28 protein-coding genes and 2 pseudogenes are annotated in these 25,023 nt (G+C 68.3%); 8 read left to right on the top strand and 22 right to left on the bottom strand.

Annotation, left to right across the window (positions count from 1 at the left end; all coding sequences use genetic code 11):
* Window positions 1–75: 75 nt before the first annotated feature.
* The 4 genes from AC08OT_RS05910 (at window position 76) to AC08OT_RS05895 (ending at window position 3,321) form a co-directional block, all read left to right on the top strand.
* Window positions 76–624, top strand: a complete 549-nt coding sequence (locus AC08OT_RS05910; protein ID WP_476592482.1) for a lipocalin-like domain-containing protein — start codon at window positions 76–78, stop codon at window positions 622–624.
* 183 nt (window positions 625–807) lie between these two features.
* A complete protein-coding gene (locus AC08OT_RS05905; RefSeq protein ID WP_476592483.1) occupies window positions 808–1,557 on the top strand; it encodes a CoA transferase subunit A in 750 nt (249 codons plus the stop codon).
* Window positions 1,554–2,195, top strand: a complete 642-nt coding sequence (locus tag AC08OT_RS05900) for a CoA transferase subunit B (protein WP_476592484.1) — start codon at window positions 1,554–1,556, stop codon at window positions 2,193–2,195. Before AC08OT_RS05905 ends, AC08OT_RS05900 begins: the two co-directional genes overlap by 4 nt.
* A gap of 757 nt (window positions 2,196–2,952) precedes the next feature.
* Entirely contained in the window at window positions 2,953–3,321 is a 369-nt protein-coding gene (locus tag AC08OT_RS05895) for a hypothetical protein (RefSeq protein ID WP_476602605.1), read from the top strand.
* 93 nt (window positions 3,322–3,414) lie between these two features.
* Here AC08OT_RS05895 and AC08OT_RS05890 read toward each other — a convergent pair whose 3' ends face one another.
* The 3 genes and pseudogenes from AC08OT_RS05890 to AC08OT_RS05880 form a co-directional block, all read right to left on the bottom strand.
* Window positions 3,415–3,717 carry a group II intron maturase-specific domain-containing protein gene (locus AC08OT_RS05890; RefSeq protein ID WP_476595655.1) on the bottom strand — a complete coding sequence of 101 codons (303 nt, stop codon included), beginning with the start codon at window positions 3,715–3,717 and terminating at the stop codon, window positions 3,415–3,417.
* 84 nt (window positions 3,718–3,801) lie between these two features.
* A pseudogene (locus AC08OT_RS05885) lies at window positions 3,802–4,230 on the bottom strand (reverse transcriptase domain-containing protein); the annotation flags it as partial.
* A gap of 15 nt (window positions 4,231–4,245) precedes the next feature.
* Window positions 4,246–4,659, bottom strand: coding sequence for a hypothetical protein (locus AC08OT_RS05880; RefSeq protein ID WP_476592486.1), 414 nt, complete (start codon window positions 4,657–4,659; stop codon window positions 4,246–4,248).
* 713 nt (window positions 4,660–5,372) lie between these two features.
* Between AC08OT_RS05880 and AC08OT_RS05875 the strand changes: the two genes are divergently transcribed.
* Window positions 5,373–5,819, top strand: a complete 447-nt coding sequence (locus AC08OT_RS05875; RefSeq protein ID WP_476592487.1) for a transposase family protein — start codon at window positions 5,373–5,375, stop codon at window positions 5,817–5,819.
* On the opposite strand, the gene AC08OT_RS05870 is transcribed toward AC08OT_RS05875, so the two are convergent.
* The 7 genes from AC08OT_RS05870 to AC08OT_RS05840 all read right to left on the bottom strand — a co-directional run bounded on the left by AC08OT_RS05870 (window position 5,806) and on the right by AC08OT_RS05840 (window position 13,217).
* Complete coding sequence (locus AC08OT_RS05870) at window positions 5,806–6,783, bottom strand: NAD(P)-dependent alcohol dehydrogenase (protein ID WP_476592488.1); 978 nt, start codon at window positions 6,781–6,783, stop codon at window positions 5,806–5,808. The genes AC08OT_RS05875 and AC08OT_RS05870 overlap by 14 nt on opposite strands.
* 311 nt (window positions 6,784–7,094) lie before the next feature.
* Entirely contained in the window at window positions 7,095–8,309 is a 1,215-nt protein-coding gene (locus tag AC08OT_RS05865; protein ID WP_476592489.1) for a hypothetical protein, read from the bottom strand.
* A 23-nt stretch (window positions 8,310–8,332) separates the two neighbouring features.
* The gene (locus tag AC08OT_RS05860; protein ID WP_462188237.1) at window positions 8,333–8,605 is read right to left on the bottom strand and encodes a hypothetical protein; all 273 of its coding nucleotides are present in this window, start codon (window positions 8,603–8,605) and stop codon (window positions 8,333–8,335) included.
* A 2-nt stretch (window positions 8,606–8,607) separates the two neighbouring features.
* Window positions 8,608–11,295 (bottom strand): SUMF1/EgtB/PvdO family nonheme iron enzyme, encoded by a 2,688-nt coding sequence (locus AC08OT_RS05855; RefSeq protein WP_476592490.1) that lies wholly within the window; start codon window positions 11,293–11,295, stop codon window positions 8,608–8,610.
* A gap of 104 nt (window positions 11,296–11,399) precedes the next feature.
* Window positions 11,400–12,071 (bottom strand): class I SAM-dependent methyltransferase, encoded by a 672-nt coding sequence (locus AC08OT_RS05850; RefSeq protein WP_476592491.1) that lies wholly within the window; start codon window positions 12,069–12,071, stop codon window positions 11,400–11,402.
* 18 nt (window positions 12,072–12,089) lie between these two features.
* Window positions 12,090–12,830 (bottom strand): DUF72 domain-containing protein, encoded by a 741-nt coding sequence (locus AC08OT_RS05845; protein WP_476592492.1) that lies wholly within the window; start codon window positions 12,828–12,830, stop codon window positions 12,090–12,092.
* A gap of 54 nt (window positions 12,831–12,884) precedes the next feature.
* Window positions 12,885–13,217, bottom strand: coding sequence for a DUF72 domain-containing protein (locus AC08OT_RS05840; RefSeq protein ID WP_476592493.1), 333 nt, complete (start codon window positions 13,215–13,217; stop codon window positions 12,885–12,887).
* 235 nt (window positions 13,218–13,452) lie between these two features.
* Here AC08OT_RS05840 and AC08OT_RS05835 point away from each other — a divergent pair, with 235 nt between their 5' ends.
* Complete coding sequence (locus AC08OT_RS05835; RefSeq protein ID WP_476592494.1) at window positions 13,453–14,037, top strand: hypothetical protein; 585 nt, start codon at window positions 13,453–13,455, stop codon at window positions 14,035–14,037.
* On the opposite strand, the gene AC08OT_RS05830 is transcribed toward AC08OT_RS05835, so the two are convergent.
* Complete coding sequence (locus AC08OT_RS05830) at window positions 14,030–15,163, bottom strand: alkaline phosphatase D family protein (protein WP_476592495.1); 1,134 nt, start codon at window positions 15,161–15,163, stop codon at window positions 14,030–14,032. The two genes, AC08OT_RS05835 and AC08OT_RS05830, sit on opposite strands and share 8 nt — an antisense overlap.
* Before the next feature lie 35 nt (window positions 15,164–15,198).
* Window positions 15,199–15,510 (bottom strand): annotated as a pseudogene (locus tag AC08OT_RS05825) (PhoD-like phosphatase N-terminal domain-containing protein); the annotation flags it as partial.
* A gap of 399 nt (window positions 15,511–15,909) precedes the next feature.
* Here AC08OT_RS05825 and AC08OT_RS05820 point away from each other — a divergent pair.
* The gene (locus tag AC08OT_RS05820) at window positions 15,910–17,118 is read left to right on the top strand and encodes an acyl-CoA dehydrogenase family protein (protein ID WP_476595648.1); all 1,209 of its coding nucleotides are present in this window, start codon (window positions 15,910–15,912) and stop codon (window positions 17,116–17,118) included.
* A 599-nt stretch (window positions 17,119–17,717) separates the two neighbouring features.
* Window positions 17,718–18,242, top strand: a complete 525-nt coding sequence (locus tag AC08OT_RS05815; RefSeq protein WP_476592497.1) for an arsenate reductase ArsC — start codon at window positions 17,718–17,720, stop codon at window positions 18,240–18,242.
* On the opposite strand, the gene AC08OT_RS05810 is transcribed toward AC08OT_RS05815, so the two are convergent.
* The 10 genes from AC08OT_RS05810 to AC08OT_RS05765 all read right to left on the bottom strand — a co-directional run bounded on the left by AC08OT_RS05810 (window position 18,197) and on the right by AC08OT_RS05765 (window position 24,786).
* Window positions 18,197–18,742, bottom strand: a complete 546-nt coding sequence (locus AC08OT_RS05810) for an MOSC domain-containing protein (RefSeq protein ID WP_476592498.1) — start codon at window positions 18,740–18,742, stop codon at window positions 18,197–18,199. The two genes, AC08OT_RS05815 and AC08OT_RS05810, sit on opposite strands and share 46 nt — an antisense overlap.
* Window positions 18,743–18,814: 72 nt before the next feature.
* Window positions 18,815–19,852: an SRPBCC family protein gene (locus AC08OT_RS05805; protein ID WP_476592499.1), complete on the bottom strand. Its 1,038-nt coding sequence runs from the start codon at window positions 19,850–19,852 to the stop codon at window positions 18,815–18,817.
* A 35-nt stretch (window positions 19,853–19,887) separates the two neighbouring features.
* Window positions 19,888–20,703, bottom strand: coding sequence for a hypothetical protein (locus tag AC08OT_RS05800; protein WP_476602604.1), 816 nt, complete (start codon window positions 20,701–20,703; stop codon window positions 19,888–19,890).
* 2 nt (window positions 20,704–20,705) lie between these two features.
* On the bottom strand, window positions 20,706–21,521 hold the full coding sequence (locus AC08OT_RS05795; RefSeq protein WP_476602603.1) for a GvpL/GvpF family gas vesicle protein: 816 nt from the start codon (window positions 21,519–21,521) through the stop codon (window positions 20,706–20,708).
* Window positions 21,522–21,526: 5 nt separating this feature from the next.
* Window positions 21,527–21,958 carry a gas vesicle structural protein GvpA gene (locus AC08OT_RS05790; RefSeq protein WP_476602602.1) on the bottom strand — a complete coding sequence of 144 codons (432 nt, stop codon included), beginning with the start codon at window positions 21,956–21,958 and terminating at the stop codon, window positions 21,527–21,529.
* The gene (locus AC08OT_RS05785; protein ID WP_476602601.1) at window positions 21,955–22,347 is read right to left on the bottom strand and encodes a gas vesicle protein K; all 393 of its coding nucleotides are present in this window, start codon (window positions 22,345–22,347) and stop codon (window positions 21,955–21,957) included. Before AC08OT_RS05785 ends, AC08OT_RS05790 begins: the two co-directional genes overlap by 4 nt.
* Window positions 22,341–22,607, bottom strand: a complete 267-nt coding sequence (locus tag AC08OT_RS05780; protein WP_476602606.1) for a gas vesicle protein — start codon at window positions 22,605–22,607, stop codon at window positions 22,341–22,343. The genes AC08OT_RS05785 and AC08OT_RS05780 overlap by 7 nt, the downstream gene beginning before the upstream one ends.
* Complete coding sequence (locus AC08OT_RS05775) at window positions 22,600–23,883, bottom strand: GvpL/GvpF family gas vesicle protein (protein ID WP_476593760.1); 1,284 nt, start codon at window positions 23,881–23,883, stop codon at window positions 22,600–22,602. Before AC08OT_RS05775 ends, AC08OT_RS05780 begins: the two co-directional genes overlap by 8 nt.
* A gap of 45 nt (window positions 23,884–23,928) precedes the next feature.
* The gene (locus tag AC08OT_RS05770) at window positions 23,929–24,426 is read right to left on the bottom strand and encodes a gas vesicle protein (protein WP_476593761.1); all 498 of its coding nucleotides are present in this window, start codon (window positions 24,424–24,426) and stop codon (window positions 23,929–23,931) included.
* Window positions 24,427–24,492: 66 nt separating this feature from the next.
* Complete coding sequence (locus tag AC08OT_RS05765) at window positions 24,493–24,786, bottom strand: gas vesicle protein GvpO (protein WP_462186865.1); 294 nt, start codon at window positions 24,784–24,786, stop codon at window positions 24,493–24,495.
* Window positions 24,787–25,023 lie beyond the last annotated feature (237 nt).

Here is a 25,023-nt window from a genome sequence, read left to right as displayed (position 1 = left end):
AACGTTTTCGAAGGGCGGCAAGGACTACCGGTCGGAAGATCTACGACCAGCGCGTGAGAGAGAAGTGGAATAATCATGAGCAGCACAGGCAGCTCGGATCCATTGGGCCACCCCGATGCGCGTGGTTTCCTGCCGAACGCTCTGGGAGTGTGGCGGCTCGACTCGTTCGACATCACCAACCGTAACGGAAATGTTCTCGAGAGGCCCATGGGTGCCTACCCGGGCGGCCTACTGGTCTACCGGGAAGACGGCTACATGTCCGTGCACATATGCGACCCGCGGGATGGCACCGCGGTCCCTGAACGCAGGGATGGATCGCGTGTCGATGTCGAGTCGATCTCCATGAGCACCTCGTTCTTTGGGTACTGCGGGTCTTACCACCTAACTGGCAGGCAGGTCATTCACCGGGTGCGGGCAGCATCTGTTCCCAGGTGGATCGGAGAGGACCTGGTTCGTGATTTCACGCTGCAAGGGGACACGTTGACACTGTCTTGCCCGGCGCAGGAGGACGAGGACGCCTCGGACATCCGGGTCCCACGCCTGACGTGGAGGCGAGTCCGGCCCGCGGAATCGCCGGAAGGTGCGACCGTCGCCCCATCGCGGCCACCGCTGGACGGCAGGTAGGAATTCTGTCATGACGGGCGCACACGCTGACCGCACCGATTTGAGCCGGCGCGCACTATCCGTCGGTCTTCCTGCTGGTCGATTCAGCGATCGGGCCCGGGACGAAGATCGGAATGATCGAATGTCGGTCGTGTTCCTGCACGCCAACGCGGGATCGGCGGCAAGAGAAGGGGTGGGCGAACAGTGGACAAAGTCGTCCCAAGTGCAGCTAAGGCGATCGACGATATCCGTGACGGAGCATCGTTGGCGGTGGGTGGGTTCGGGGTGTGCGGCATCCCGAGCACGCTGATCGAGGCGTTGCGGAACGCCAATGTTACCGATCTCGAAATTGTCAGTAACAACTGTGGGGTCGACGGCTGGGGGCTGGGTGTGCTCCTGGACGCCGGCCGCATCCATCGCCTGATCGGATCCTATGTGGGGGAGAACAGGGAGTTCGAGCGGCAGTTCCTCGGCGGGGAATTGGAGGTCGAGCTCATTCCCCAGGGGACGCTGGCCGAACGGCTGCGGGCCGGCGGGGCGGGGATCCCGGCTTTCTACACTCCGGCGGGGGTGGGGACCCAGGTTGCCGACGGCGGTCTGCCGTGGCGGTATGACGGGGCCGGTGGCGTTGCGCTCCCGTCGCCGTCGAAGGAGACCCGGGAATTCGACGGGGTCCGCTATGTGCTGGAGCGGGCGATCGTTTGCCAGTTCGCGTTGGTCCATGCTTGGAAGGGCGACCGGCATGGCAACCTCATATACCGGGGGAGCGCCGCGAACTTCAACCCGTTGTGCGCCACCGCGGGCAGGGTGACGATCGCCGAGGTGGAGGAGCTCGTCGAACCCGGCGAGCTCGACCCGGCCGAAATCCACACCCCCGGCATCTTCGTGCAGCGCGTCGTCCACGTCCCCACCACCGAAAAGCGGATCGAGAAGAGGACGGTGAGTTCCCGATGAGCTGGACCCGCGAGCAGATGGCCAAGCAGGTGGCCGCCGAGCTGACCGACGGCCAGTACGTCAATCTGGGCATCGGCCTGCCGACCCTGGTAGCGAACCATCTCCCACCCTGTGTCACGGTCATCTTGCACAGCGAGAACGGACTCCTCGGCGTCGGCCCCTTCCCCTACGACGACGAGGTCGACCCCGATCTGATCAATGCGGGCAAACAGACCGTCACGCTCCTGCGCGGAGCCAGCACCTTCGACTCAGCGACGTCATTCGGCATGATCCGCGGCGGGCACGTCGACGTCGCAATCCTGGGTGCTATGCAGGTGTCCGCCGCCGGGGACCTCTCCAACTGGATGATCCCCGGAAAGATGGTCAAGGGCATGGGCGGCGCCATGGACCTAGTCCACGGTGCCCGGCGAGTCGTCGTGATGATGGAGCATGTTGCCCGGGACGGCAGCCACAAGCTCCTCGACGAGTGCACGCTGCCGCTGACCGGACAGGCCTGTGTGCATCGCGTCATCACCGACCTGGCAGTGATCGACATCGAGCCCGGCATCGGCCTGATCCTGCGGGAGACCGCGCCCGGCGTCACCATGGACGACGTCCGCGTGGCCACCACACCCAACCTCACGATCGCTCTTAGGTGACCGGTTGTTCGGCGTTCCGGGCCGCGGCGGCGTCGCCGTGATCCGGTCTACGCCTGGGTGCTGCTGTCTTCCGTAATAGTCCGCGGCTGGACCGTTACGGAGGCGTTCAGACCTAGATCCGCCAGTAGGGCGGGGATGGTGGTCGACTGTTGACCCGTGGGACGTGAACGGGTGCCTGTCGCGCAGGGAGAATAGGGGCCACCACACCAACACGACATCCCAGACGAAAGACACCCGTCAGGTGACGGGTATACGCAGCACCGGGTCGTCGCGGAAGCCGGCCACGAAGCGGGCGGGACGGCGCCGACGGCTCCGGTCCCTGGCGGGGCAGGGCCAGCTGACGCTGGCTCCCGAGGGCGTGGCCGACCACGCCCTCGCGGTCAGCTTCTATAGTCACGAATATCCCCACGAACGAGCCCGACGGAATCGTCGGCCTCGAGTGCTGGTTCCGCTCCTGCCAGCGGCGGGTCTACGGGCCAGGCAAGCAGGGCGCGGCGTTCGGCCACACCAAAATCACGGTACGGTCGCTGCTGGTCCGCGGGTTGAACGCGCTGGTCGGGACCGTGTCCGCTCCGAATTTCTCCTTAGCAGTGGGCGGCATAACATATTGCTATGGTCGGCAGATTCTCATAATGAGCAAAAAACGAAAAATGCACCGCCCCGAGTTTTTTAGAGACCGGGACGGTTCAGGAGCGAAATATTCACGAAAGCACGAGATGCCTTGCAGGCGCCCTGGACTACTCGTAGAATTTAGGCCATGCGCTCCTCCTATCAACCCAGCTATAAGGCACCAGTGTCGGCGAACTCCCTCTCGGGCCGCATCAATTCGCAGATCGTTACCCCCGGGGAACTACGGCAGTACGCCGACGCTGCTACGAGGAACCCCAACAATGTCACCGGCAACGCCGCCTTCGAAGCTTCCAGCTTCGCCTTCGGCTTCGGCTTCTTTCCCGCTCTCCCCCACAAAGGCCTGACCGCCCTCGCGCCCTACCTGGCCGCATGTAACGCCTACTGGAACGTCACAGCCTGCTGGACCGATCAGCGTGAGTTCCCTCTGGGGGCTGCGGCCTTCGCCAGAACGGTGGCCGACTTGACGGAAGCGATGGAAGCGGCGGAAGCGGCCTGATAGCAGGGTCGAGTAGCCGGGAGGAATTTTACCTCCCGGCTCTCGCAGAACCGTGCGTGACGGTCTCCCGTCACACGGCTCCTGTCACCCTGGTCACCGGAAGGTCGGGACCCACCGCCAGTGCGCAAACAGGCCCGGGGAGCCCGTGACTGCTCGTTGCCAGGCGGCTGATGCCTTCCTCACGGGTCGCAGCCGCTTGTACTTCTTGCGGATCCAACGCACCAGGTAGGAGTTGATGCGCGTGAAGAGAACGGACAGCGCGGAGCGGTAGAACGCCCCGTAGTACGCCATCCAACCCCGGACGACCGGGTTGATCGTCCGGGCGAGGTCGGCGAGCGTGACGTCGCTGCGGCGGTGCAGGCGCCAGCGGCGGACCTGCCGGCCGAGCGTGGTCAGGGCCTGCCTGCTGATCGCGGGCTGGAACGAGGCGAAGAGCCGCCCGTTCCTGCCACGCGCCGCGCGGGCACGGAAAGTGTACCCGAGGAACGTGAACGCGGTGTGCTCGTGGTCGAGCCGCCGGTTGGCGTCCTTGCAGTACACGATTCTGGTCTTGGCCGGGTGCAGCCGCAGCCCGACCTCAGCCATCCTGTCCTCGACCGCCTGGTGGGCTTGGCGTTCGCTGACGCAGTGGAGCACCGCGTCGTCGGCGTAGCGCTCGAACGGGACATCCGGGAAAGTCCGGGTCATCCACGTGTCGAGGGCGTAGTGCAGGAACAGGTTCGCCAGCACGGGCGAGACCGGAGACCCCTGTGGGGTCCCCCGGTCCCGCATCCGCAGGCTCCCGTCGGATAGCTGAAGCGGTGCCTGGAGCCACCGCTTCACATACAGCACGGCCCACGGGGCGACGCTGTAGGCTTCCACCGCCTTGACCACGAGGTCCCAGCGGACACTGTCGAAGAACGCCTGGACATCAAGATCGACGACTCAGTCGTACTTCCAGCACCGCTGCCGGCATGCCGCGATCGCGTCCAACGCCGACCGTCGTGGCCGGTAGCCGTAGGAGTCCGGATGGAAGATCTGCTCGACCTTCCTCTCCAGCCTGCGGGCTACCACCGTCTGGGCGACCCGATCCGCGACCGTGGGCACACCGAGTGTTCTGACCCCGTCCCCCTGCGGTTTCGGTATCTCCACAGCGAGCACCGGTGGCGGGAGGTAGCTCCCGGACGACATTCGGTTCCAGACCTTGTAAAGGTTTCCCTTCAGGTCCTTCTCGAACGCCTCCAGCGTGACACCGTCCACACCCGGTGCGCCTTTGTTCGCTTTCACTCGCTGATAGGCCTCCCACACTTCCCACTTCGAAATGTCAAACGGCTTCGCCGGTGACTTCAGCTCGCTCATGCAGCTCCTCCCGGAGACTCACCCCGGTTGACCGGACGAACAAACCATAGATGACCCGGCCCCTTAGCTCCCCCTCCATTACAGAGGATTCACCGCTACTACAGGCCGGTCCGCCAGCGCCTCCCCGAGGTTCTGCCTGCCGTATGCGACAGGCCGGAAACACCCAGGTCAGCGCCTTCCCATATTCCACGCGAGACCCGCAGACCAGGCTCATGCCGCCTCCATGCCGGACACCACCTGGCCAGTAGTCGGGTATCCGCCAGGCTCTTCCCGCAGCCCGAAGCATGCCACGGTTTCGATGTCACCTATTTTGTTACGACACGTCAACAGCGGTTCGGGTTCACTCATCTTCCTGGTCCCCAGCTGACGCCTCTCCGGCGCCTTTTCCACATCGCTCACCACGACGGTCTTCAGTCAACACAGCATGTGGTGGTTTGAAGCCTCCCCCCGAAGGGCGACTCCGAAGGGCCATACCTTCATCTCTCGCGCAGCATCAACTCCAGAGCACGCCCTACCCTCCCATCAGCACTCCTTCGTCGTTCATGGCACACGCCTCGGCAAGTTTGCTGACGCGCAGGTGATCGGTGCTGGCTGGGGTTTCTGGTGGGACTGTGCAGCGAGAGGCTGACGCCGGGTACGGGGCTTCAGGGGTACGGGCACGCCACCTGGAGATCGTGGAGGTTCCTACGCCGTCATGATCGACCCGAGGTGTCGTGCCCGCCGTCCCAGTATCGCCGCCTGCCCCTGCTCTCGATCAGCTGGCTGCCGCCGTCGCCGACGATCATCACCATCCGTCGTCGGTGACGGGTCTGCTGGCGGTCTTCGGCCGGGTCCCGGACCCGCGGAAACCCCGAGGTAGACGGCACAGCCTGGCCGTGGTGCTGACCCTGGCGACGTGCGCGGTGCTCGCTGACGCGCGGTCGTTCACCGCGATCGGCGAATGGGCCGCCGATGCCGGTCAGGCGGATGCTCTGCACACCCAGACCGAGACCGCCCGCTGGCTGGTCGGCCGCGGGGTGAAAGCCACCGAGACCGAGGTCGCCTACCTGGTCACCAGCCTGCCGACACATCAGGCCAGCCCGACCCAGTCGGTGGTGCTGCGGTTCCGCGGCGACACACGGAATCCGCCGTACCGCGAAGAGCCGCTCATGCCGTGGTGACGACGACCTTGCCGCGAGCGTGCCCGCGTTCCAGATAGCGCAGACCTTCGGCGACGTCGACCAGTGGGTACGTCCGGTCGATGACCGACGTGAGCTTCCCGTCCTCGACGAGCCGGGTGAGGGTGAGTAGCTCCGCCTGATCCTGACGGGTGGGCAGCGGTCGGAGCCGCTGCCGGACGAAGCCGTTGACCACGATCGCGCGGAGCATCCAGCCGACCGCCCCGACGACGTGGCCGGGTGAACCGCCGGCATTGAGCACGAAGGTTCCCGTCGGGGTCAGCGCCCGGCGCAGCCGGCTCAGTGGCCGGTTGCCGACGTTGTCGAGGATCACGTCGTAGTGGGCGTGCGCGTCGGTGAAGTCATCGGTGGTGTAGTCGATGACGTGTGTGGCGCCGAGCGCGCGGACCAGTTCGACGTTGCGGGTGCTGCACACCCCGGTGACTTCCGCGCCGAGCGCGGCCGCGATCTGGATGGCGTATGTACCGACGCCGCCGGCGGCCCCGTTGACGAGTACCAGGTGCCCGGCCTGGACCCCACCCATGTCGCGGATCCCCCGCAAGGCGGTGGTCGCGGCGATCGGGAGCGCCGCCGCCTGCTCGAAGGTCAGGCCGGCCGGCTTGGGTACCACCGTGTCCGCCGGGGCGCGGGCGTACTCGGCGAATGCGCCTGGGCAGAAGCCGAGCACCTCGTCGCCGGGTCGTAGCACGTGCACGTTCGCGCCGACCGCCTCCACGACGCCCGACGCGTCGATCCCGGCCACACGGTGCTTCGGCCTGGTCAGTCCCATTCCGGGCATGAGTCGCGCGACGAGCGGGTCGCCTCGCACCATGTGCCAGTCGTACGGGTTCAGCGCGGCGGCCCGCACCCGAACCAGTACGTCATCCGGCCCGAGTTCGGGCATGCCGACATCGGTCAGCTGCAGGATGTCCGGCGGGCCGAACCGCTCCTGGACGACTGCCTTCACCAGGTCTCCTCTGTCGTCATGCTGGCGGGCCGGAAACGCGAGATCACCCAATCTGCCAGCATGGCGATACTGACAACGGATTGCGCGGCCCACGACACGCCGGCATGGCGATGGTCCCACGCCGGGCTATCGCGAGACAGGATGGCTGGCTGGCTCGAAAGCAGATCCGGTGGAAGTTCGATGAAAAACGCCGTGGCCGTCCAGTCAACTGTGCGGTCACACTATCAAGCTCCGCCGCCGTCCCGATGCGCTGGCGACGGAGCGCCCCTTTCCGAGGCGTGGCCGAGGTTCCGCTCTCCTTCGTGAGCCCGTTACTCCGGTTGCCGGAGAGAGCGGAACAGGAGCCGGCCGAACCGGGTGAGGAGCAGGGCGCCGGAGCCGGCGAGCGCGGCGAGCACGCCGATGAGGAGGTCTCGCGCCGAGTTCGCGCCGAGGACCTGGAGTACCGCGAAGGCGGCGCCGAAGGGCAGGCCGACGACGGTGAGGACGCCGAGCGCCGCGCCGACCTGCTGCCCCTCCTGGGTCTGGGCGATCCGGTTCAGGTCGACGATCTCGGTGAGCACGGCGTCGAACCGCTCGGGCAGATGGTGCTGTGCCTGGTAAGCGGTGAGGATGTCGTTCGCCGGGCCGTGGGCGCTGGCGTCCCGGAGCCAGTAGATGTTGCGGAATCGGGCGGCCCGTTCTTCGAGACGGGCGAGATGACGCGTGAGGTCCTGGGCTTCGAACGCGCGGGCCGCCTCGTCGATCATCTCGGTGATGGCCGCGTTCTGGATCATGCCGATCAGGACCGCGTCGAGGTAGGTGGTGTGGGCGTAGAGCTGGGCGAAGCCGAAGAACGCATCGTCGGCGCCGTCGTCGGGGCGTAGACCGAGAAAGGCGGCGCCGTCCCGGGTGACGAGCCCGCGCCAGTCGGCGGAGAGGATCACTCGTCCGTCGAGGAGCTGGTCGGCGTGGTCGGGATCCGGTGGGTAGTCGGCGTTGGCGGTACGGGACGCGAGATGCCACAGCCAGGTGTCCGCGGTCGACCAGGAGTCGATTCGGACGGCGTCAGCGGGTCGCGGCGGGTCGGCTTCGGGAAGGGTGGGGAAGGTCAGGAACGCGATCGTGAACCCTCGGGCCGACGGCGCCAGGCGGGCCCAGGTGGGCAGCGCCGAGCCGAGGTCGGGGGGTGGGGTCGCACTGCCGCGCCGGCCGGCGACGGCGCGCAGGACGTCGAGGAGCTCGGACCCGCCGGTCTGGACGTGGACATGGACGCGGACATGGACGATGACGAAGGCGCGGTCCGGCCGGTCCGGGTCGGGTAGGAGGATCTCCGTACCGAAGATCGGGTTGTTCGTCTCGCCGGTGGGTGCGGTGCGCTGCCAGCGGCTCGGCCGGTCAGGCGTGCCGTAGAGGATGCGTGCGCAGGCGGCGCTGAAATAGGTGCTGCGCGCGGCGGTGGTCGCTTCGATTTCCTTGTGGCGTAACGGCAGCGGACCTTCCGGCCAGTCCGGGATGCCGGTGAGGAAGGCGGGACAGACGACCACGAAGGAATGCCGTCCCGGACGGTCTACCGGTAGAATTCGTCGACCTCCGGAAGGTCCAGTCTGATCACGAAATGGGCTCGGCCGGTGGACGGGGCGACCTCGAAACGCACACGCTCCCCGACGATGATCGTGCGGAATCCTTCGGTGACGATGTCGCTGTAGTCGAAGCCGTGGATCTCGCCGGTCTCGTCGTCGCGAACCAGGTAGGTCGCGGTGACCCGGTGGGGTCCGCTGCCCAGCGGTTGGCGATCGACGATCCGGCCGAACCGCTGCCCGCTGTCCGGCACGCCGGTCATGGTCACGCGACCTCCCGCACGCAGCGGAACCCGACGGCGTTACTGCTGCCCCGGCGTAGGTACAGGGCCTTCGACGAGGTCTGCACCGCCCGGTACGGGTTGTCGTAGGAGCCACCGCAGATCACCGCAGAGTTGATCCCGTCGAACACGGTCTCGGTCCATTCCCACACGTTGCCGGACATGCCGTGCACCCCGAACGGGGACAGGTTCGCCGCATGATCGGTCACCGGAGTCGGGGCGCAGTCCCGCAACCGGCCACCGTCGATCTCCTGCTTCCAGACCTCGTAGGTCACCAACGGCCGGCCGCTCCACGCGTCGGCGCAGTTGACCGCGGCCAGGTCGACGTCGTCTCCCCAGGGGAACAGCCGGCCGTCCGTGCCCCGGGCGGCGGCCTCCCACTCGACGCAGGTCGGCAGCCGCTTGCCCTCGAAGCGGGCGAAGGCGTAGGCACTCCACCAGTTGACGCAGTTCGCCGGGTAGTTGTCGTACGCCGGATCGGTGAAGTACTCCGGGTTCCGCAAGCGTTCCCGCCATGGTTCGTGGGTGTGGCCTGACGGAGCGCCCGGATGATCCCACTGCGCGCAGCCCTGCTCGGCGACCGCGGCGAGAAACGCCTTGTACCGCCCGACCGTCACGGGGAACTCGTCGAACAGCACCGGCTTCTCGATCTTTCGGAGGAGGAGGCGGTGGCTCGGCCCGACCAGGTCCGTCGCTGCCGGGAGCGTCCGCGGGGGCGCGGGGATCGTCTCGGCGCCGAGGTGGACGAGGAACTCCCGGACCTGCTCGGTCAGAATCGGTTCGGCGTTGCTGCCCGCGGCTTCCCGTCCGGCCGCGGTCCGCAGGTAGCGCGCGGCGAAATACTCCTGGAAAACGGTGTGCACCAACGCCACCGTGCCGGCGCCGGCCGGGCGGAACAGGGGCGCGAGCAGGAACGTCTCCAGCGTGACCCGTCCCTCGGCGAAGCATTCGATGCCGACGTGGGTGCAGAGGTCCGCCAGAGTGAACACCGCCTGATCGGCCAGGAATGCCGGGCCGAAGTAACTCTCCAGCCTGGGCCGGAGATCGGCGAGCCCGGCGGTGTTCAGGATCTGCCCGATGCGGGCCGGCACCAGGTCCACGAGGTGCCTGGCCGCATCCGCGGCGGGCCTCCGCGCGAGCTGGCCGGTCTGCTGAGCAAGCCGCAGTTCCAGCGGCGAGACCGAGTAGACCCGCTCGTCCGCGTGCAGCTTCAGGTCACCGAGCCGGACCACGCTGAACTGCGGAAGCTCCAGCGGATCGACGCCGTTCGCGTGCAGCTGCTGGACGAGCTGCTCCGAGATCAGCGACGAGCTGTTCAGCAGCCGGCGGACCTCGGGCGAGTCGGCGAGAAACGAGTAGCGGGACGACATCACGACCGTCGACTCCGCCGACAGCGCCTGCGAGACGTCGGAGAACACACCGAGGAACGCCTCCAGGCTCGTGTTCGGCACCGCCTCATCGATCGCGTCGAGCACGCACAGCACGGAGCCGGCCCGGATCAGGTACAGGAAGACGTCGAAGACCCGGTTCCGCGGAACCGTCATGTACGGGTTGAGGGTCCGGGTGACAAAGTCACCGAACTCCTCCTCGGGTTCCTTCAGGCTCATGTCCAGGTAGAAGCGGTAGCGATGCCGTGCGGGTTCCGAACCGTCCGCCGCGAGCTGCTTCAGCAGCGTCGTCTTCCCGCTGCCCGGACCACCGATGACGAGGATGTTCGCCGAGGTTCTCACGAGGCGGCGCAAGATCTCCCCGGCGTCGGACGTCTCGGTGACCGTCATCTCGCCGGTGTGCTGGTCCGCTTCCAGCACATCCCCGGCGATCCTGAGCGGCTCTCCGTCACGGGGTCTCGTCTCCGGGTAGCTGACCGTCAGGGCGGACAGGTGCGACGGTACGTCGACGATCCTCTCCACAAACCGCTCGTAGGCCACGATGCGGATCTCACCGTCCGCGAACGGCGCCACATCCTCGGACGGCTCGTCCTCGACGATCAGGAACCGGGTGTGCTTCGGGAGCTGGGTACTGAGGATCTCGCCGCCGGTCGTGGTGAGAAGCTGGTTCAGCTCTTCCAGGCTGCGACTGAGCATGATCTCCACATACTCGGCCTGCAACCCGATCTGCCGGCAGAAAAGCTGGTAGACGGTGCTCTCGGACAGTTCGAACCGCTTGATCGCCTTGTACCCCAGCGTCGCGTATAGGCCCGAGAGGAACTCGGCCTTCCGCTCGACTAGCAGATCAAGGCTGGGCGCGTCACCGATGATCGCGGTGACACCGGTGCTGGTGAACCAGTCCAAGACGTCCAAGAGCCGGCGCACGGCGAGAAGGCCGTCCTCCTCGGCGATCTCATAACCGTCATGCGACGAGCGGTTCCGAAGCCGCTGGATGTCGGTGAACGCGTTGATGACGTTGGTGCTGCGGATATGCGGCCGGCAACCTTTGATCAGATCGTTCAGCGCCTTGCCGGACGGGTCGCCCGGAACCTCATGATGGGTCCACAGCTGCTTCAGCAGCCGTTCGGCGATCTTCCCGATGAGCGAGACGGTGTTCTCTGGGTAGCCGTCACCCAACGACTTGATCGGCCGGGTGAAGTCGAGACCAAGATATCGCGCGATCCGATCATGACCGTTGAGCTCGCCCTGCAGCCGATGAAGACGGTCATCGACGGTCTCGGTCACGAGACGGTCCTCCTCCGGGTACCGAGCACGAAGGCGAACCGGTCGGGAAAGAACAGCACCGGTTCCGGATGGCAGGCGTCGATCTCGGCCACGCCTGCTTCGATCTAGTCATCCTCGAACGTCGAGAGCAATGACATGTACCGACTGCGCACCATCGCCAGGTACCGGTCCTTCGGGATGCTCAACGGGTAGTCGCGGTACGTAAGACTCGCGGTCAGGCCCGCATCGCGCATGTGGTCCGCGATGTCGGCAGGGTCCGGCTGCAGCTCCTCGAACCGCTCCAGGGCCGCGACGAACAGCGGGTACGAGATCCGGGTCGGCAACATCACGATGAGGAAGCGGCCGCCGTCGGTGAGCCCGGCGATGACCCGCGGGCGGTCGGCGGGGGCCACGTGGTGGATCGGCTCTTTGATCATCACCACGTCGAGCGAACCGGGCTCGACGGCCGTCGTCGCGTCGGGGCTGGCCGCGCCGACGAGCTGCTCCGCCGAGGCGTGCACCGGGCGAAGACCGGGATCCGAAGGCAGCTGGCTCAGCATCCCCTCGGACGGGTCGGCGCACAGGATCGGCGTCAACGGCCGGACGATCTCGAAAACCCGGCGGGTGTACAGTCCCGTCCCGCACCCGACGTCGATGATCCGATCGTGGGAGGTCAGGGTGAGCGCCCCGGCCATCTCCCGGGCCATCCAGTCGAGGAAGGCGTCGCTGTAGGTCCAGTTCTGGTCGTACGCGTCGGCGAGGCGCTCATAGTGCGCCGACGTTCCCGGCTCCGCCAAACTGGATCACCTCCCGCCCTACAACCCAGGCGGATCGTAACCGATCGGCTCCCCAACGGCTCCGGATTGGGACAAGTCGGCCAACGAGCGTGACGCCCTGCCACCGACTCTGGGACGTAAACGGGAACTCTGTTCGTCCCTCCGACGACCACGGTTCTCGCGAGAGTCGAGCCGGGCCAGCAGGTCGGCCAACTGTCTGGCGTTGCGCTGCGCATAGTCGGCATAGCAGTTGTTCATGAGGACGTGGGTCGTGGCGACGCCGTTCGCCAGCTCCCGGATCCTCGGGGCCCATGCGCGCAGTTCGTCCTCGCTGTAGCGGTAGCCGAAGCGTTCGTGGATGTCCTTGCTCGTCCACCGCTCGCTGTGACCGTGGAACCGGACAACCGCGAGATCGGCAGTCGCGGCGAGCACCGGCGGAATCGAATTCGGATAGCCCTGGGGAATGTCGACGCACACGTACGGAATCGCCTGAGAGGCGAGGAAATCGAGTGTCTTCTCACGGTTGCGTTCGTCCATCCAGGTGTGGTTACGGAATTCCACGCAGATCCGCACCGGCCGGCACCGGCGCTGGCACTCCAGGATGTAGCGCTTGTTCGCGGCGCTGATCGGAAACCACTGCGGGAACTGGAAGAACAGGGCGCCGAGCTTGCCGGCCTCGGTGAGCAGTGCCAGCGCGGTGAGGAACCGCTCCCACACCTCGTCGACGACGTTGGCGTCCAGGTCGCGGACGTAGGATTCGGAATGAAATAACTTGTTCACTTCGGGGTCCTCGCGAGCCCGTGACCTGCGAAGACGCATATTGGCTTGCATTAATTACTTCATTACGAATTCGTAGAGGTTCCTCCGATCCGGCCCGACAACGTCGCGCAGGTCCCTGTACAGCGCGCCCGGGCGAGTCGGATGCCCCGTGAGCAGCGAGAAAGCCTTGACATTGAAGGTGAAGTCGGCCGGGGTGCGCGTCGCCCACGTCCGCACCGTCCGCTCCGCCGGCGGCGCGTAGTAGGTGGAGTCGACCTCGACCAGCGGGAACTGCCGGGCATAGTAGCGCAGCCGCTGCTCGGCGCTGGTGACCTCCGGTGGGTACCATCCGGACCTCAGCAGCGTCGGGTCCGTCCAGGAAGCTGTCCCGACCAGAATGTCACCCATGCCCGTCACCCCCCCGCCGGGTTCCACGCTCGCGAACCGGTACCTGCCCGCGAACGGCATGGTTGACGTCAGGACCCGTTATCCTTTTACAGGCGAATGTACCGGTACCCCGCTCGGGCTCGGACCCGGGCCTGTCGGCTATACGGGCAACGGCAGCCGTCCGGCCCCACGACGTACGAGAATGCCATCGAGGGGAACCACTTCCGGACCCATTCCTCCGCCGTTAGGAGAAGCCATGAGTCGTCGTGAACTGGCCAGTCGGACCAGAATAAGTGCTTTCCGCGAAGGGCCGTACGTGCTGATCGTCGCCGAAGGCGACCTGCCCACGCCCGGATTCGACGTCGACATCGCCGAGAGCAGGGTGCGCATCTTCCCGCAACAGTTCGACCTCGAGCGCCGCGCGCGGCCCGGCGTCTTCCCGCAGGTGGTCACGCCATACCGCTACGCCGAGATGGTTCGCTACCCCGAGGATCAACCCCGGATCACCGTCCATCACGCCGACGGCACCGACCAGGTCGACATCGAGCCCTGCGGCAAGGAACTGGCCGGCTACGTCGACACCGTTCGCGGGAGCGCTCACCGGACCGCCGCGCCGGAGGCGGAGGCGGGGACCGAGCCAGGGGCGGAAGAGGCCATCGGACTGTCACCCGCACTCAGCTTCGACGAGGCGTTCGCCAAGGCCCTCGCCAACCTGCCGTCCTCGGACACCACGACCGCCGACGCGCTGGCCCGCGTCCAGGTGCTGGAGATCGGCGGCCTGTTCGGTGGCATCGCCAGCTTCCACCACCTGTTCGTCCGGGTCAGCCGGACCATCAGCTGACCGCAGACACGGATCCGGGTCCGTAGCCGGAGTCGGCTACGGACCCGGGCCGGTTGATGTCCTCCCGGGGTGGCTGGGGTGACGACGGCCAGCCGGCCCGAGCAGATTGCCCGGGGCTGCGGCCGGTCAGGCGGCGGCGAGCGTGGTCGACCAGAGCACCGCACCGCCGGAGTCCCGCAGCTCCACGGTGAGCCCGCCACCGGGATCGAGGTGCACGCGGCCGAAGAACTGCAGACCGGCCGAGGGCGGCAGGTTGGACTGACCCGCCGGAGGGGCCTTCACGAAAATAGCCTCGGGGCCGAAGGTGGGGTCGAGCGTGTTCGGGCCGAACGTTCCGGCGTTCAACGGCCCGGAGACGAACTCCCAGAACGGGGCGAAATCGGTGAAGGCGGCCCGGTCCGGGTGGGTAGTGGTGCGCCGCCGTGTAATGGACGTCAGCAGTCACCCAGACCACATTGCGGACCCGGTGCCGGCGGAGGCCGGCGAGGAGGTCCGCGATTTCCACCTCGCGCCCCAGGGGGGCACCCGGCCGGCCCTGCCCCACCGCCTCCACGCCGCTCGGGTTGTCCGGCACCAGCAGCCCGAGCGGGAGATCGGCGGCGACCACCTTCCAGGTGGCGCGGCTGGCGGCGAGCCCGGCCAGCAGCCACTCGCTCTGGTGGCGGCCGAGGATCGCCACGCCGGCGGGATCCTCCTGGCCGTCGGGATTCGGGTTCTTGAACGAGCGCAGGTCCAGGACGAAGACGTCGAGCAGCGGGCCGTAGGAGATCCTGCGGTAGATCCTCCCGCCCGGGCCGGCCCGACCGGGAATGAACGGGGTGTACTCCAGGAACGCCTGCCGCGAACGCGCCGCGAGGACGTCCACCCGTTTCTCGCTGTACCGGGAATCGTCAAGAATCTCACTGGGATACCAGTTGTTGAGCGTCTCGTGGTCGTCCCACTGGAACACCCACGGCACCTCGCGGTTGAACGCGAGCAGGTTTGCGTCGAGCAGGTTGTACCGGTAGTTGCCGCGGTACTCCGCGAGGGTCTCGGCGACCTTGGACTTCTCCGGGACGACGAGGTTGCGCCACAGCGAGCCGTCCGCGAACGGAACCGTCGGGAGGAGCGGCCCGTCCGCGTACACGGTGTCCCCGGAGCAAATCGCGAAGTCCGGGTGGTGAAGTCGGTCGCCGCGCCCACCCGGACGACGCCGACCCGCCGGGCGGCGGTGAACGTCTCGGTGGCTGCCACGTCGACCGCGAGCGCCGCCGGCCGATCGGCCCGTGCCCACACCACCGCGCTGTCCGCGGTGACATCGCCGGACTGCACGCCGGAGGTGAACGTGGGCCGGCCACCCCGCACCTGGCCCGGGGCCCGGTCCGCGACCCGCGCCGCCGGAACCCCTACGGCGGTGCCGGCGGCGGCCGCCAGTGACGCCACCGTCGCTCGGGCCAGCACGTCCCGTCGGTTCGGCACGCGTTCCTCTGCCATCTCGCCCGGCCCTCCTGTCACTGTCCGTATGGCCGCAGTCCCCCGACGTCGACCATCACAGTGCAGGTTCCGGGCAGCCGTCGGCCCCCGTTCCGGAAGCGAAAAAGTGAACTGTGCGTGGCGTCCCGCACCGCCTGCCGCACCGCGTCCCGCCCAGACCACCTCTTCCGGGTAACCCTCGCGAGGAACCCGGGCGCCGACCGCTCGGATGAAGTCACGCGCAGAGCCGCAGAGCCGGGGAGCCGGGGAAACCCTGGTCATCTGGGCCGCTCTCACGGCCCCTTAGCGCTTTCGCGATCCGTATCTACGTAGAAATTGCTATGATCTATCCGTAGATGCGGTTTCAGTCGGAGCTTTGCCGTCAGTAGATCAGGCGGTTGATCAGAGTGGATGCGTGACATGTTCTGGCCAGGCCCCGCCCACCCCGACGACGAGACCAGGCACTGGCTCGCCCGGGTCGAGAAAGTCGCCCCGGTCCTGGTCCAGCACCGTGAACAGGCCGAACAGGAGAGAATGACGCCGCCCGACGTCATCGACGCCCTGCGTGAGCAGAACATCCACCGGATGTGGGTCTCCCCGGCCTTCGGCGGTGGCGGGGTGAGTGTCCGGACCGGTTCCGCGGTGCTCCAGGCGCTCGCCCGGATCGACGCCTCCGTCGCCTGGCAGATGGGGGTCCAGGGCGTTATCGGCCGGATGTCGGACTACCTCCCGGAGCAGACGGCCGGCCGGATGTTCCGGGAGAGCGATGGTCTCGTCGTCGGTGGGATCAACCCGTCGGGCCACGCCGAGGCCGTCCCCGGCGGTCACCGGGTACGCGGTCGGTGGTCCTTCGCCAGCGGCTCCACCCACGCCGACTGGCTGGTGTGCGCCTCACTCGTCACCGAAACCAGCGCGGCCGGCGAGGTAGCCGCGGGAAGTATGGCGGACTCGTCGGCCCCGACCCCGCCCACAACCCGGATGATGTTCGTTCCGCGGGATGCCGCCCGTTTCACCGACGACTGGTTCACGATAGGGCTGCGCGGCACCGGGAGCGTCAGCTTCACTGTCGACGACCTCTTCGTCCCCGAGGAGCACACCGTCGACGGCGGGCTGCTGCGCCGGCTGCCCGCGGCCCGGCCCTCGCGCGGCTACCCCATCGCGTACTACGACTTCGGCCCGTTCACGACCGCGTCAACAGCGCTCGGCATCGCCCAGGACGCGCTGAGCGCCTTCCCGGGGCTGGCGGTCAGCGCGGTTCCTGCCCGCGGGACGGAGACGCTGGCGTCCAGCCACACCGTTCAGGCCGGCATCGCCCGCGCTGCGGCCCTGGTCAGAGCGGGCGAACTGCTGCTCGACGATGCGGCCGGCCACGCGAGTGCCCGCCTCATCGGCGGGGAGAAGCTCAGCGCCCTGATCCGGCTCGCCGCCGCCGCCGTCGGCGAAAACACCCTGAAGGCCGTGGACACCCTGCACGGCCTGGCCGGCACCAGGGCCCTGGGCGCGGCCGGCCGGCTCGACCGCTGCTTCCGCGACATCCACACCGTGGTCGCGCACATCACCCTGGCGCCGACGAACTTCGAGATGGTCGGGTCGTATCTCCTGGGCGGCTCGTTGCTGATGCGGCGCTGACCCCCGCCCGATGCCCCGAGCCCCGAGTACGGTCCTGCGGTTTCCTCCTGCGGTTTCCCCGTCGTGGCGGGCACCCAGGGCGCCCTCGCGGATGGCGGTGATGACGGCCGAGAAGTTCCGACCGGGACCGTCCCGGCGGACGAAGTCCGCGTAGATCTCGGCCGCGGTGTGCCCAGCACCGTACCCATCCCCTTGGGGAGCACCGTACCCATCCCCGCGGGGAGCACCCGGTGACACCCGTGGGAGTATGCCACTGGCAACCCACGGCTGACTCGAACGACTACATCAGTGTTATCAGAATGTTGTTGACAATGACCGGCGACGTTCGCGGTCGGCGATGGTCACGTCGGCAAGACTCGCAGTCCGCGAACATCCGGCCCATGAAATCACAGTCCGCGATGCCACACCCGGCGAAACCGTGTTCGACGATGCCTCACCAAGGCATACCCAACACCCGCTATAGCGGAAGCCCGCGAACATCAACATTCAAACAAACACCTGACATCGCGACCCGACATCCAGATCCGAAGAAAATACATTCCGACGCCCCCCGGCAACCCGTTATCCCACCGTTCCAGCACGGCCGACCAGGAGCGTTCGTGGCTCGTCCGCCCGAAGTGCTGTTCGTCTGCGTTCACAACGCGGGCCGTTCTCAGATAGGCGCCGCTCTGCTCGACCGACATGGTCGTGGCCTGTTCCGCGCCCGATCCGCCGGCACCGCCCCGGCCCCGGCCATCCACCCGGGAGTCGTCACCGTCATGGCCGAGGTAGGCATCGACCTGTCCCGGGAGTCCCCGAAGCGACTGACCAACGAGATGGTCCGCGACTCCATCGTCGTCATCAACATGGGATGCGACGACGCCGTTCCCAGCTACCCCGACACGCGCTACCTCACCTGGAAACTGGATGATCCGGCGGAGTGCGCGCTCGAGGAGATCCGGTCGATCCGCGACGAGATCGACGCCCGCGTCCGGGCGCTGGTCTACAGTCTCGGCGTGGCCGCCCGCGTCGGGCTACTGAAGAACCAGCCCGGTTACACCGGGATCCCGCCTGGCGGTACTGACCCGGATGCGTGGCGCTATCCTCCACCGGTCGGGGCGGGCGCACCCGACACAACCGCGTGATCCGGCGCGACCGCGTCGACGGACTCGGCCTCCCGGTGCGGGATGATGATCGTCGCGCCGATCCGGACGGTGCCGCCACGCACGACGTCGGCGCGCAGGCCACCCCGGTCGCGTAGCGCGCTCCAGACCCCGGGGCGGGTGAGCTGTTCGAGGTAGGAGCACGGTGGGCAGGGCCGGGCACCGAGCAGGACAACGTCGTCGATGCGGAAGGTCCGCCCGACAAGGTCGAGTAGCGCGACGCCCTCCGTCACCAGGTTTCGCCTGGTCTCCCACTCGGCCAGAGCCACCCCGGCATCCGCGGCCACGGCGGCGATGACCTCACGCTCGATCAGCGTGACGGCACGACCGGCGCCACCGCGCGCGGAGTAGGTCCCGGTGCCGATGGCGTAGCGGTCGCCTTCGAGGCCGTGACCCTCGATCACTCGAACAGCCTCACAGGCCCGCCTCCGGGTACCCCGGATCGGCGTGGTGTAGATCCCGACCAGGCGTCCCGCGGCCATGATGCCGACGCTACCCCGTTTCGGGTCACCCGCGCCCGGACAATCGCAGGAACCCGCGCACCCTCGCCATACTCACCGCCGCGCGGTTTCGGCCTGCTCGGCCTGCTCGGCGCCCCCTTCCTGCTCGGCGCCCCCTTCCTGCTCGGCACTCCCTTTTTCCTCGGCCCGCTCGGCCTCGGCCTGCTCGGCGCGTTCGGCTTGGGCCTGCTCGGCTCGCTGGGAACGGTCGCCGCCCTCTCTCTCGTGGCCGGCCCCCGACTCCTCGGGCTGTGCCACCACTTTGCCGTCGCGAATCTCGCCTCGCCACGACCCGGTTGCCTTGCCCTGCATCATGATGAACCGGCGGAAATGCTTGAGATCGAGGCGGGCCCGCCGGCCGCCGGCACGCCAGATATTCCCCGTCCTCTCGACGAACCCGCTGGGATAGTATTCTATGGTCAGCAGGATCCGGGTGAGGTCGTCAGCGAGCGGATGAAAAGTGACGGCGCCCCTGGTGGAGCCCTTTCCGCCCTCGGACGTCCAAGCGATCCGCCGGTCCGGGATCTGCTCTTGGATGGTCGCCTTCCAGCTGCGTCGGGACTTGAAGACCTTGACCCGCCAGTTCTGCTCGGTCTCGCTCTTCGCTTCCACCGCCTCCACGCCCTTCATGAAACGGGCGAAATCCGGGAACTGCGTCCACTGGTCGTAGGCGACGGACACCGGGACACCGACGTCCACCGTCTCCTCGATGTTCGTGGCTTTGAGTGGCCCGCTCTTGCCGCCGCGCTTCCCGCGGCCGATCTTCAGCGCCCCCTTCGCCTTCTCGCGCATCGCCGAGGCCGCGGTCCTGAAGGCCGTCTTCGTCGGCGGTTCCCCCTTGACCAGCCGCTGGACGCCCTCGGCGAGCGGGGAAAGCTTACCCTCCTTGCCGTTCCTCTCGGCCAGCCCGTGGAGTTTCTCCGTGCTCGAGGTGAGCCGCTGCGCCGTCCTGCCGACCAGGTGCGCCCCACCCGCCTTCGCCAAGTTCTTCGTCTCGTCGAGCAGGCTCTTGGTCGCCGGGCTGTCACGCAGGGCACCGAGAAAACCCTGCGCCGGTGGCTTCGTCGTCGGCCGCTCTGTCGTCTGCGTCATCTCCGCTCCTCGTCGATCGGACCGTCCCTCGGATGTCACCGCTCGGAGGTGACGTTCTGCCGGCCACGCGCGGCGCGGCGCGGCCCCGCCGAACGTCCGGGCGAAGAACGGCGTTGCGCACCGGACTGCGCCACAGCCTCGGGCGCCGCTCCCTCACCGGCCGCCCGTTGCTCCGACCGCTCGCCCTGCTCGGTCTGCTCCGCCTGCCCACGCTGCTCGGTCTGCCCACGCTGCTCGGTCTGCCCACGCTGCTCGGTCTGCCCGCCCGAGGTGCCCTCCTCGGATTCCGCCGCGGCGGGCGCCAGCTTCTCGCCCTCTCCTTCGCCCCGGCCGGGTGCGGCGACCTCCGGCACGGCCCCGGTCACCCCTTTGACGGCCCCGGTCACCCCCTCGGTGACCGCTCCCGCCGCCCCCTCGGCGACCCCGGTCGCACCCTTGGTCACCCCCTCGGTGGTCTCCGCCGCCCCCTCGGCGACCCCGGTCGCACCCTTGGTCACCTCCTCGGTGACCGCTCCCGTCGCCGCCTTGGCGACGTCACCCGCCTCGGCCAGGCCCTCGGTGAGCCGACCCGTACGCTGGTGGAGGTTCTCGGTGAGCCGACCCGCCCGGGCCTCGTACACCGACAGTGCCGCGCGCCGACCGGCCTCCAGCACAGGTCCGCGGACCTGGGCGAGCAGCTCCTCCGCCTCCGCGGAATGCAGCAGTTTCACTGTCTGATCACGGACGATGTCCTTGGCGTGATAGTTGCGCCCGGTCAGCCAGAGCCCGACTCCGATCGCCATCTTGGCTTTCTTGGTCCGGCCGAGGACATAGCCGCCGACGAGCGCCGCAGCGATCTTCGCACTGCTCATAGTTAATCATTCCCTTCCCAGATGTCGGAGTCCGAGCTCCAACCCCATCTGCCGGTCCCCCCAAAGGCGTCGGCGTCCGCCGTGTCACCGGCTCCGGGCGGACCCGTGGGGCCCTCGGCGAAGTCGATGGCGGGAAGTGGGCCGACGTATTCGATCGTGAAGTACGGACAGGTGCGACGGAGATCGGCGACGGCGGCGTCGAACGCGTCCACGGCGTCGTCGCACAGCAGAAACGCCCAGCTGAGCACCGGGTCCTCCGCGCCGCCGTGCGGGCGCCGTGGCCGGTCGGATAGCGCCAGCGGACGCAGCAGGTCGAGGATCGCATCGGCCTGACGCTGCCGGCGGGCGATGACCAGGTCGGCCACCTGCTGACCCAGCCTGATCCGCGCGTCGAGATCCGCGGGCGGCGTGACCCCGACGAACGGGCTGCCCGGCAGTACCTCGGTGAGGGCGGACCGCTCGTCCTCCTCCACGTCGAGATACAGCTCCACCAGCCCTTCGAGCGCATCGAGCCGATCGGGCATCTCGTCGGCGAGCGGGGCGAGGACTTCACGGCACACGGCCGCCTCGTCGGGGGCGACGGTCCCGAACCGCAGCGGCAGCACGGGGCCTCCGGCGAGAAGTCGCTGCAGGATGTCCAGATGACGCACAGCCTCGGACTCGCCCAGAATCCCGACATCCGCGGTGACGCTGACCGCCGCCGCCAACGGCCCGAACCGCACCAGGTGCACCTGCCCCGGGGGGTGTCCGATGCCGGGCGGCGGTGGCGTCGGCGCCGGATGCCCGGACCGCGTGATGCCATAGATGATGACGGACATGGCGATCATCCTTCTCGGCCGCGGCGGCGGTCGCCCGGCGCACTGCGCCCGGCCGGCAGATCCCGCCGGGCGTGCTCCTCGGACGATCCGCCACGCAGCGAGCCCACCACCTCCTCGGCGGTGTCCTTCAATCCCTCGAGCGCCCCCTTCGACTTCTGCCTCGCGGTGCCGTCGGTGACCTCATGCATGAGTCCGGGCAGGCCCGAGACCTGCTCCTTGGGCGCGATGTCCAGCCGGTTCACCGCCTCGGCGAACCGGAGGTAAGTGTCCACGCTCGCGATGACGACCCGGGCGTCGACCGTGAGGATCTCGATTCCGACCAGCGCGACCCGCACGTAGGCGTCGATGACGATGCCCTTGTCGAGCACGACGTCGAGGACATCGGCCAGGCTGCTGGGCTTCGGAGCCCGGTTCATGGACTGACTGGAGACGCTCATGGCGCTGTCCTCGCCTTCTTCCATCGTTCTTCGTACGCGGAGGAGGCGGAGCGGGCCCTCGACGCGTCGGGGGCGGTCGGGTCGATCCCCGGCCCGGGATCGACGAGGTGACGGGCCCGCCGTAGTGCCTGCTCGGTCTCCTCGGGGCTCACGCCCAGCGACATGCGCACCTTCTCCAGGCTGGCACGGATCTCGATCAGCGCGCACCCCAGCTCGTCGATCTGCTCGGCGGTGAGGTCGCCACCGTCCATCCGGCGGATCGCCTGCCGTTCCAGGAGCTCCCGCAGCGACTCGAGGACGACGACGAGATGCGCGAGACCGCGACCGACGTCCTGGGGATCCGCGTCCAATCGCAGCGTCCGCCGGGGGTTCCTGGTAGTACTCACCATCCCGCCTCCCGGCCGCCCTCCACGGCTGTCTGCACACCGATCAGCAGGGCGCGCAGATCGAGCCGGAGCAGGTCGACGCCGGCCAGCGCGACCACGACATCCCCACTGATCACCACGCCGCGGTCCACCAGCCGGTCGAGGAGATCGGCGATCGGTTGGGCGGTGCCGGCCCCCCGGCCCACCGAAGCACCCTGCCCCCGCACAGCGCCCCGTCCCGGCACGGCCCCCCGGGGAACCGGCACCTCGCCGAGCTCAGTCATCGCCGCCACCATGCCGTCCTCCGATAGCACCATTCCGTCCTCCGGCAGGACCCTGGACCCGATCGGCGGTGCGCACCCGGTCAGTGGTGCGCACCCGGTCAACCACCGGCGCTCCACCGCCGGGCGAATCCTCGTGACCGTCGAAGGTGCCACCCAGGCGCTGGTCACCACCCAGCGTGATATGGACAAACGAGTAGGGTGGCCAGGGACCCGTCACCTCGGCGGGGCACCCCGCCGCGTCCAGCTCCCGCGTCAGCACGGTCGCCGTGGTGAGGAAAGCCTCCTCCTCCGAACGCGGCACGAGGTACGCGCAGTCGAACATCCGCCCCGGCCGACCGGTGTGCCGACGGGCGTCATCCCGCGTGTGCGCAGCCAGCTCCCGATCCGCCCGATCGACCATCGCCGCGATCTCGTCACGCCGGTCCCGCTCCGCCTGCAGCTCCCGGCGCCGCTCGGCAAGATAGGCCGTTCCCGAGCCGGTTGCCGAGCCGGCCCGCCCACCCACACCCACCGTGGGCACGGTCTTCGCCGGGTGGTGGACAGGCGAATCCACCCGGAATCCCCACTCACGGGCGTCCCGGACGGCGTCCAGCATCCGGAGCAGGTCCCGTACCTGGTCGTCGAGGATGGCCCGGGCCTGCTCCGGGTCGGCGAGCACCGTGCCGAACCGCAGCGGCAGCACACCGCCGCGTTCCAGCAGCTCCCACAGCACCTGATCGTGCCGGCGGGCCAGCACGGCGAGGCGACCGGTGTCGGAGACGTCCTCCTCGAGGTCACGCAGCAGGCTCAACTCGACCTCCGAGACGGCGAGTGACAACGGCCCGCAGGCGATCGCGTCCACCTCGGTGCCGGCGCCCAGCCCCTCGATTCCGGCGGTGTCGCTCGCCGCGGGGATGATGCCGTATGCGTAAAGACCGCGGTCGGTCCGGGACGCGCGCGAGGACGGCCGGACGCCGGGCCCGACCGCGCCCACAGTTTCGACGGTCGACTCCGGAACGGACTCCGGAACGGACTCCGAGACGGACTCCGACCGCGAGACCGACCCCGACCGCGAGACCGACCCCGACCGCGAGACCGGAACGGGAGGAAGGTCCCGGGGCGGGGTCACGGCCGGCCGGATGCCCTCCATCACCACCCGGGTGATCTCACGGGCGAGGCACTCGACGATCTGATGTCGGGCGAGTTCGCGGGCCTCTCGGACGGCCTCCTCGACGATCTCAGGCGCGAGTCGCCGGGCGAGGGCCGTGAGATCCTCAGCCCCGGCCGTCGTGCTCATGGCCGCTACTCCCTCGTGTCCCGTTCCTCGGCGGCCGATACCCCGTCAAGGCCGATCCCCCCTGCGCCAGCCAGGCCGGCCGGCCCCGTCGAAGAGCCGCTCGACCGCATCCGCCGGATCCCGGTCCGTCGGCTCGTCCACACCCTCCCCGGCACGATTCGCGATCTGCGCGGGACGGTCGGCGATCCGCTCAGGGTGGTCTTCGGTCCGCCCGGGCCACCGCCCGTCGGCGGGCTCGACCTCGGCCAGCCGCGACCGCAACCTCCTGTTCTCCTCCTCCAAAGATCGCGCCCGGGAGTTGAAGAAGGGGTCCACGGTCCACCAGTCCAGGCCCATCTCCCGCGCCGTGTCCGCCGAAGCGATGAACAGCCGCAGCTTCAGGGTGAGCAGCTCGACGTCCAGGACGCTGACGACCACGTCTCCGACGATCACAACCCCCTTGTCGAGGACCCTTTCCAACACGTCGGCCAGCGAGTCCGGACGCGAACCACCCCAGGGCCGGGCACGAGGCGGCCCGGCGAAGAGGCTGCGGTCGACGGTCATGGCCCTGCCCGGTTCCTGCTGTCGCGATGGGCGACCTCACGCGGCAACCTCGTCAGTCGGTGGCGGTCAGTCGGTGGCGCCACGGACGAACCTCCGCAGCCGCTCGTAACCGACGAGGTTCCCCTCCCTGTCGACGTCCAGCCGGTAGGTGGCGAGCACGCTCGTGGTGGACGGGATGCGCTCCAACTCGACGACGTCGGCCAGCACCGACCAGCCGTCGTCGGTCCGCCGCACACCGGAGACCCGCTCCGGACTATGCCCCAGCAGCGTCCCGAACTCGTCCAGCACGCCGGGCAGCACCGCCGCCAGTCCCCCGCGGCCCACCCGGCGACGGGCGGTCCTGTCCTCGTCTGGGCTCATGGCGTCTGGGCTCATGGCCGGTGCACGGCCCCCGTCCACCCCCGCCTCCGGGACAAGGAGGACCGAGGCATCGAAGACATCGACACGCGGCCCATTCCCGGGACTACCGGCTCCAAACTCCCAGCGTACGACGGGTGTCGACCGCAGATCACCGACCGCCGCACCACCCCGGAGGAGCCCCCGCCCGGAGGAGCCAAGGCTACCCACGCCGAAGATCTACTGGAGGTGGAGAGGTCA

This window comes from Frankia sp. CgJB1, from assembly GCF_977947065.1.
The sequence above is the reverse complement of the archived record's forward strand: the minus strand, read 5'-3'. Positions and strand labels throughout refer to the sequence as shown.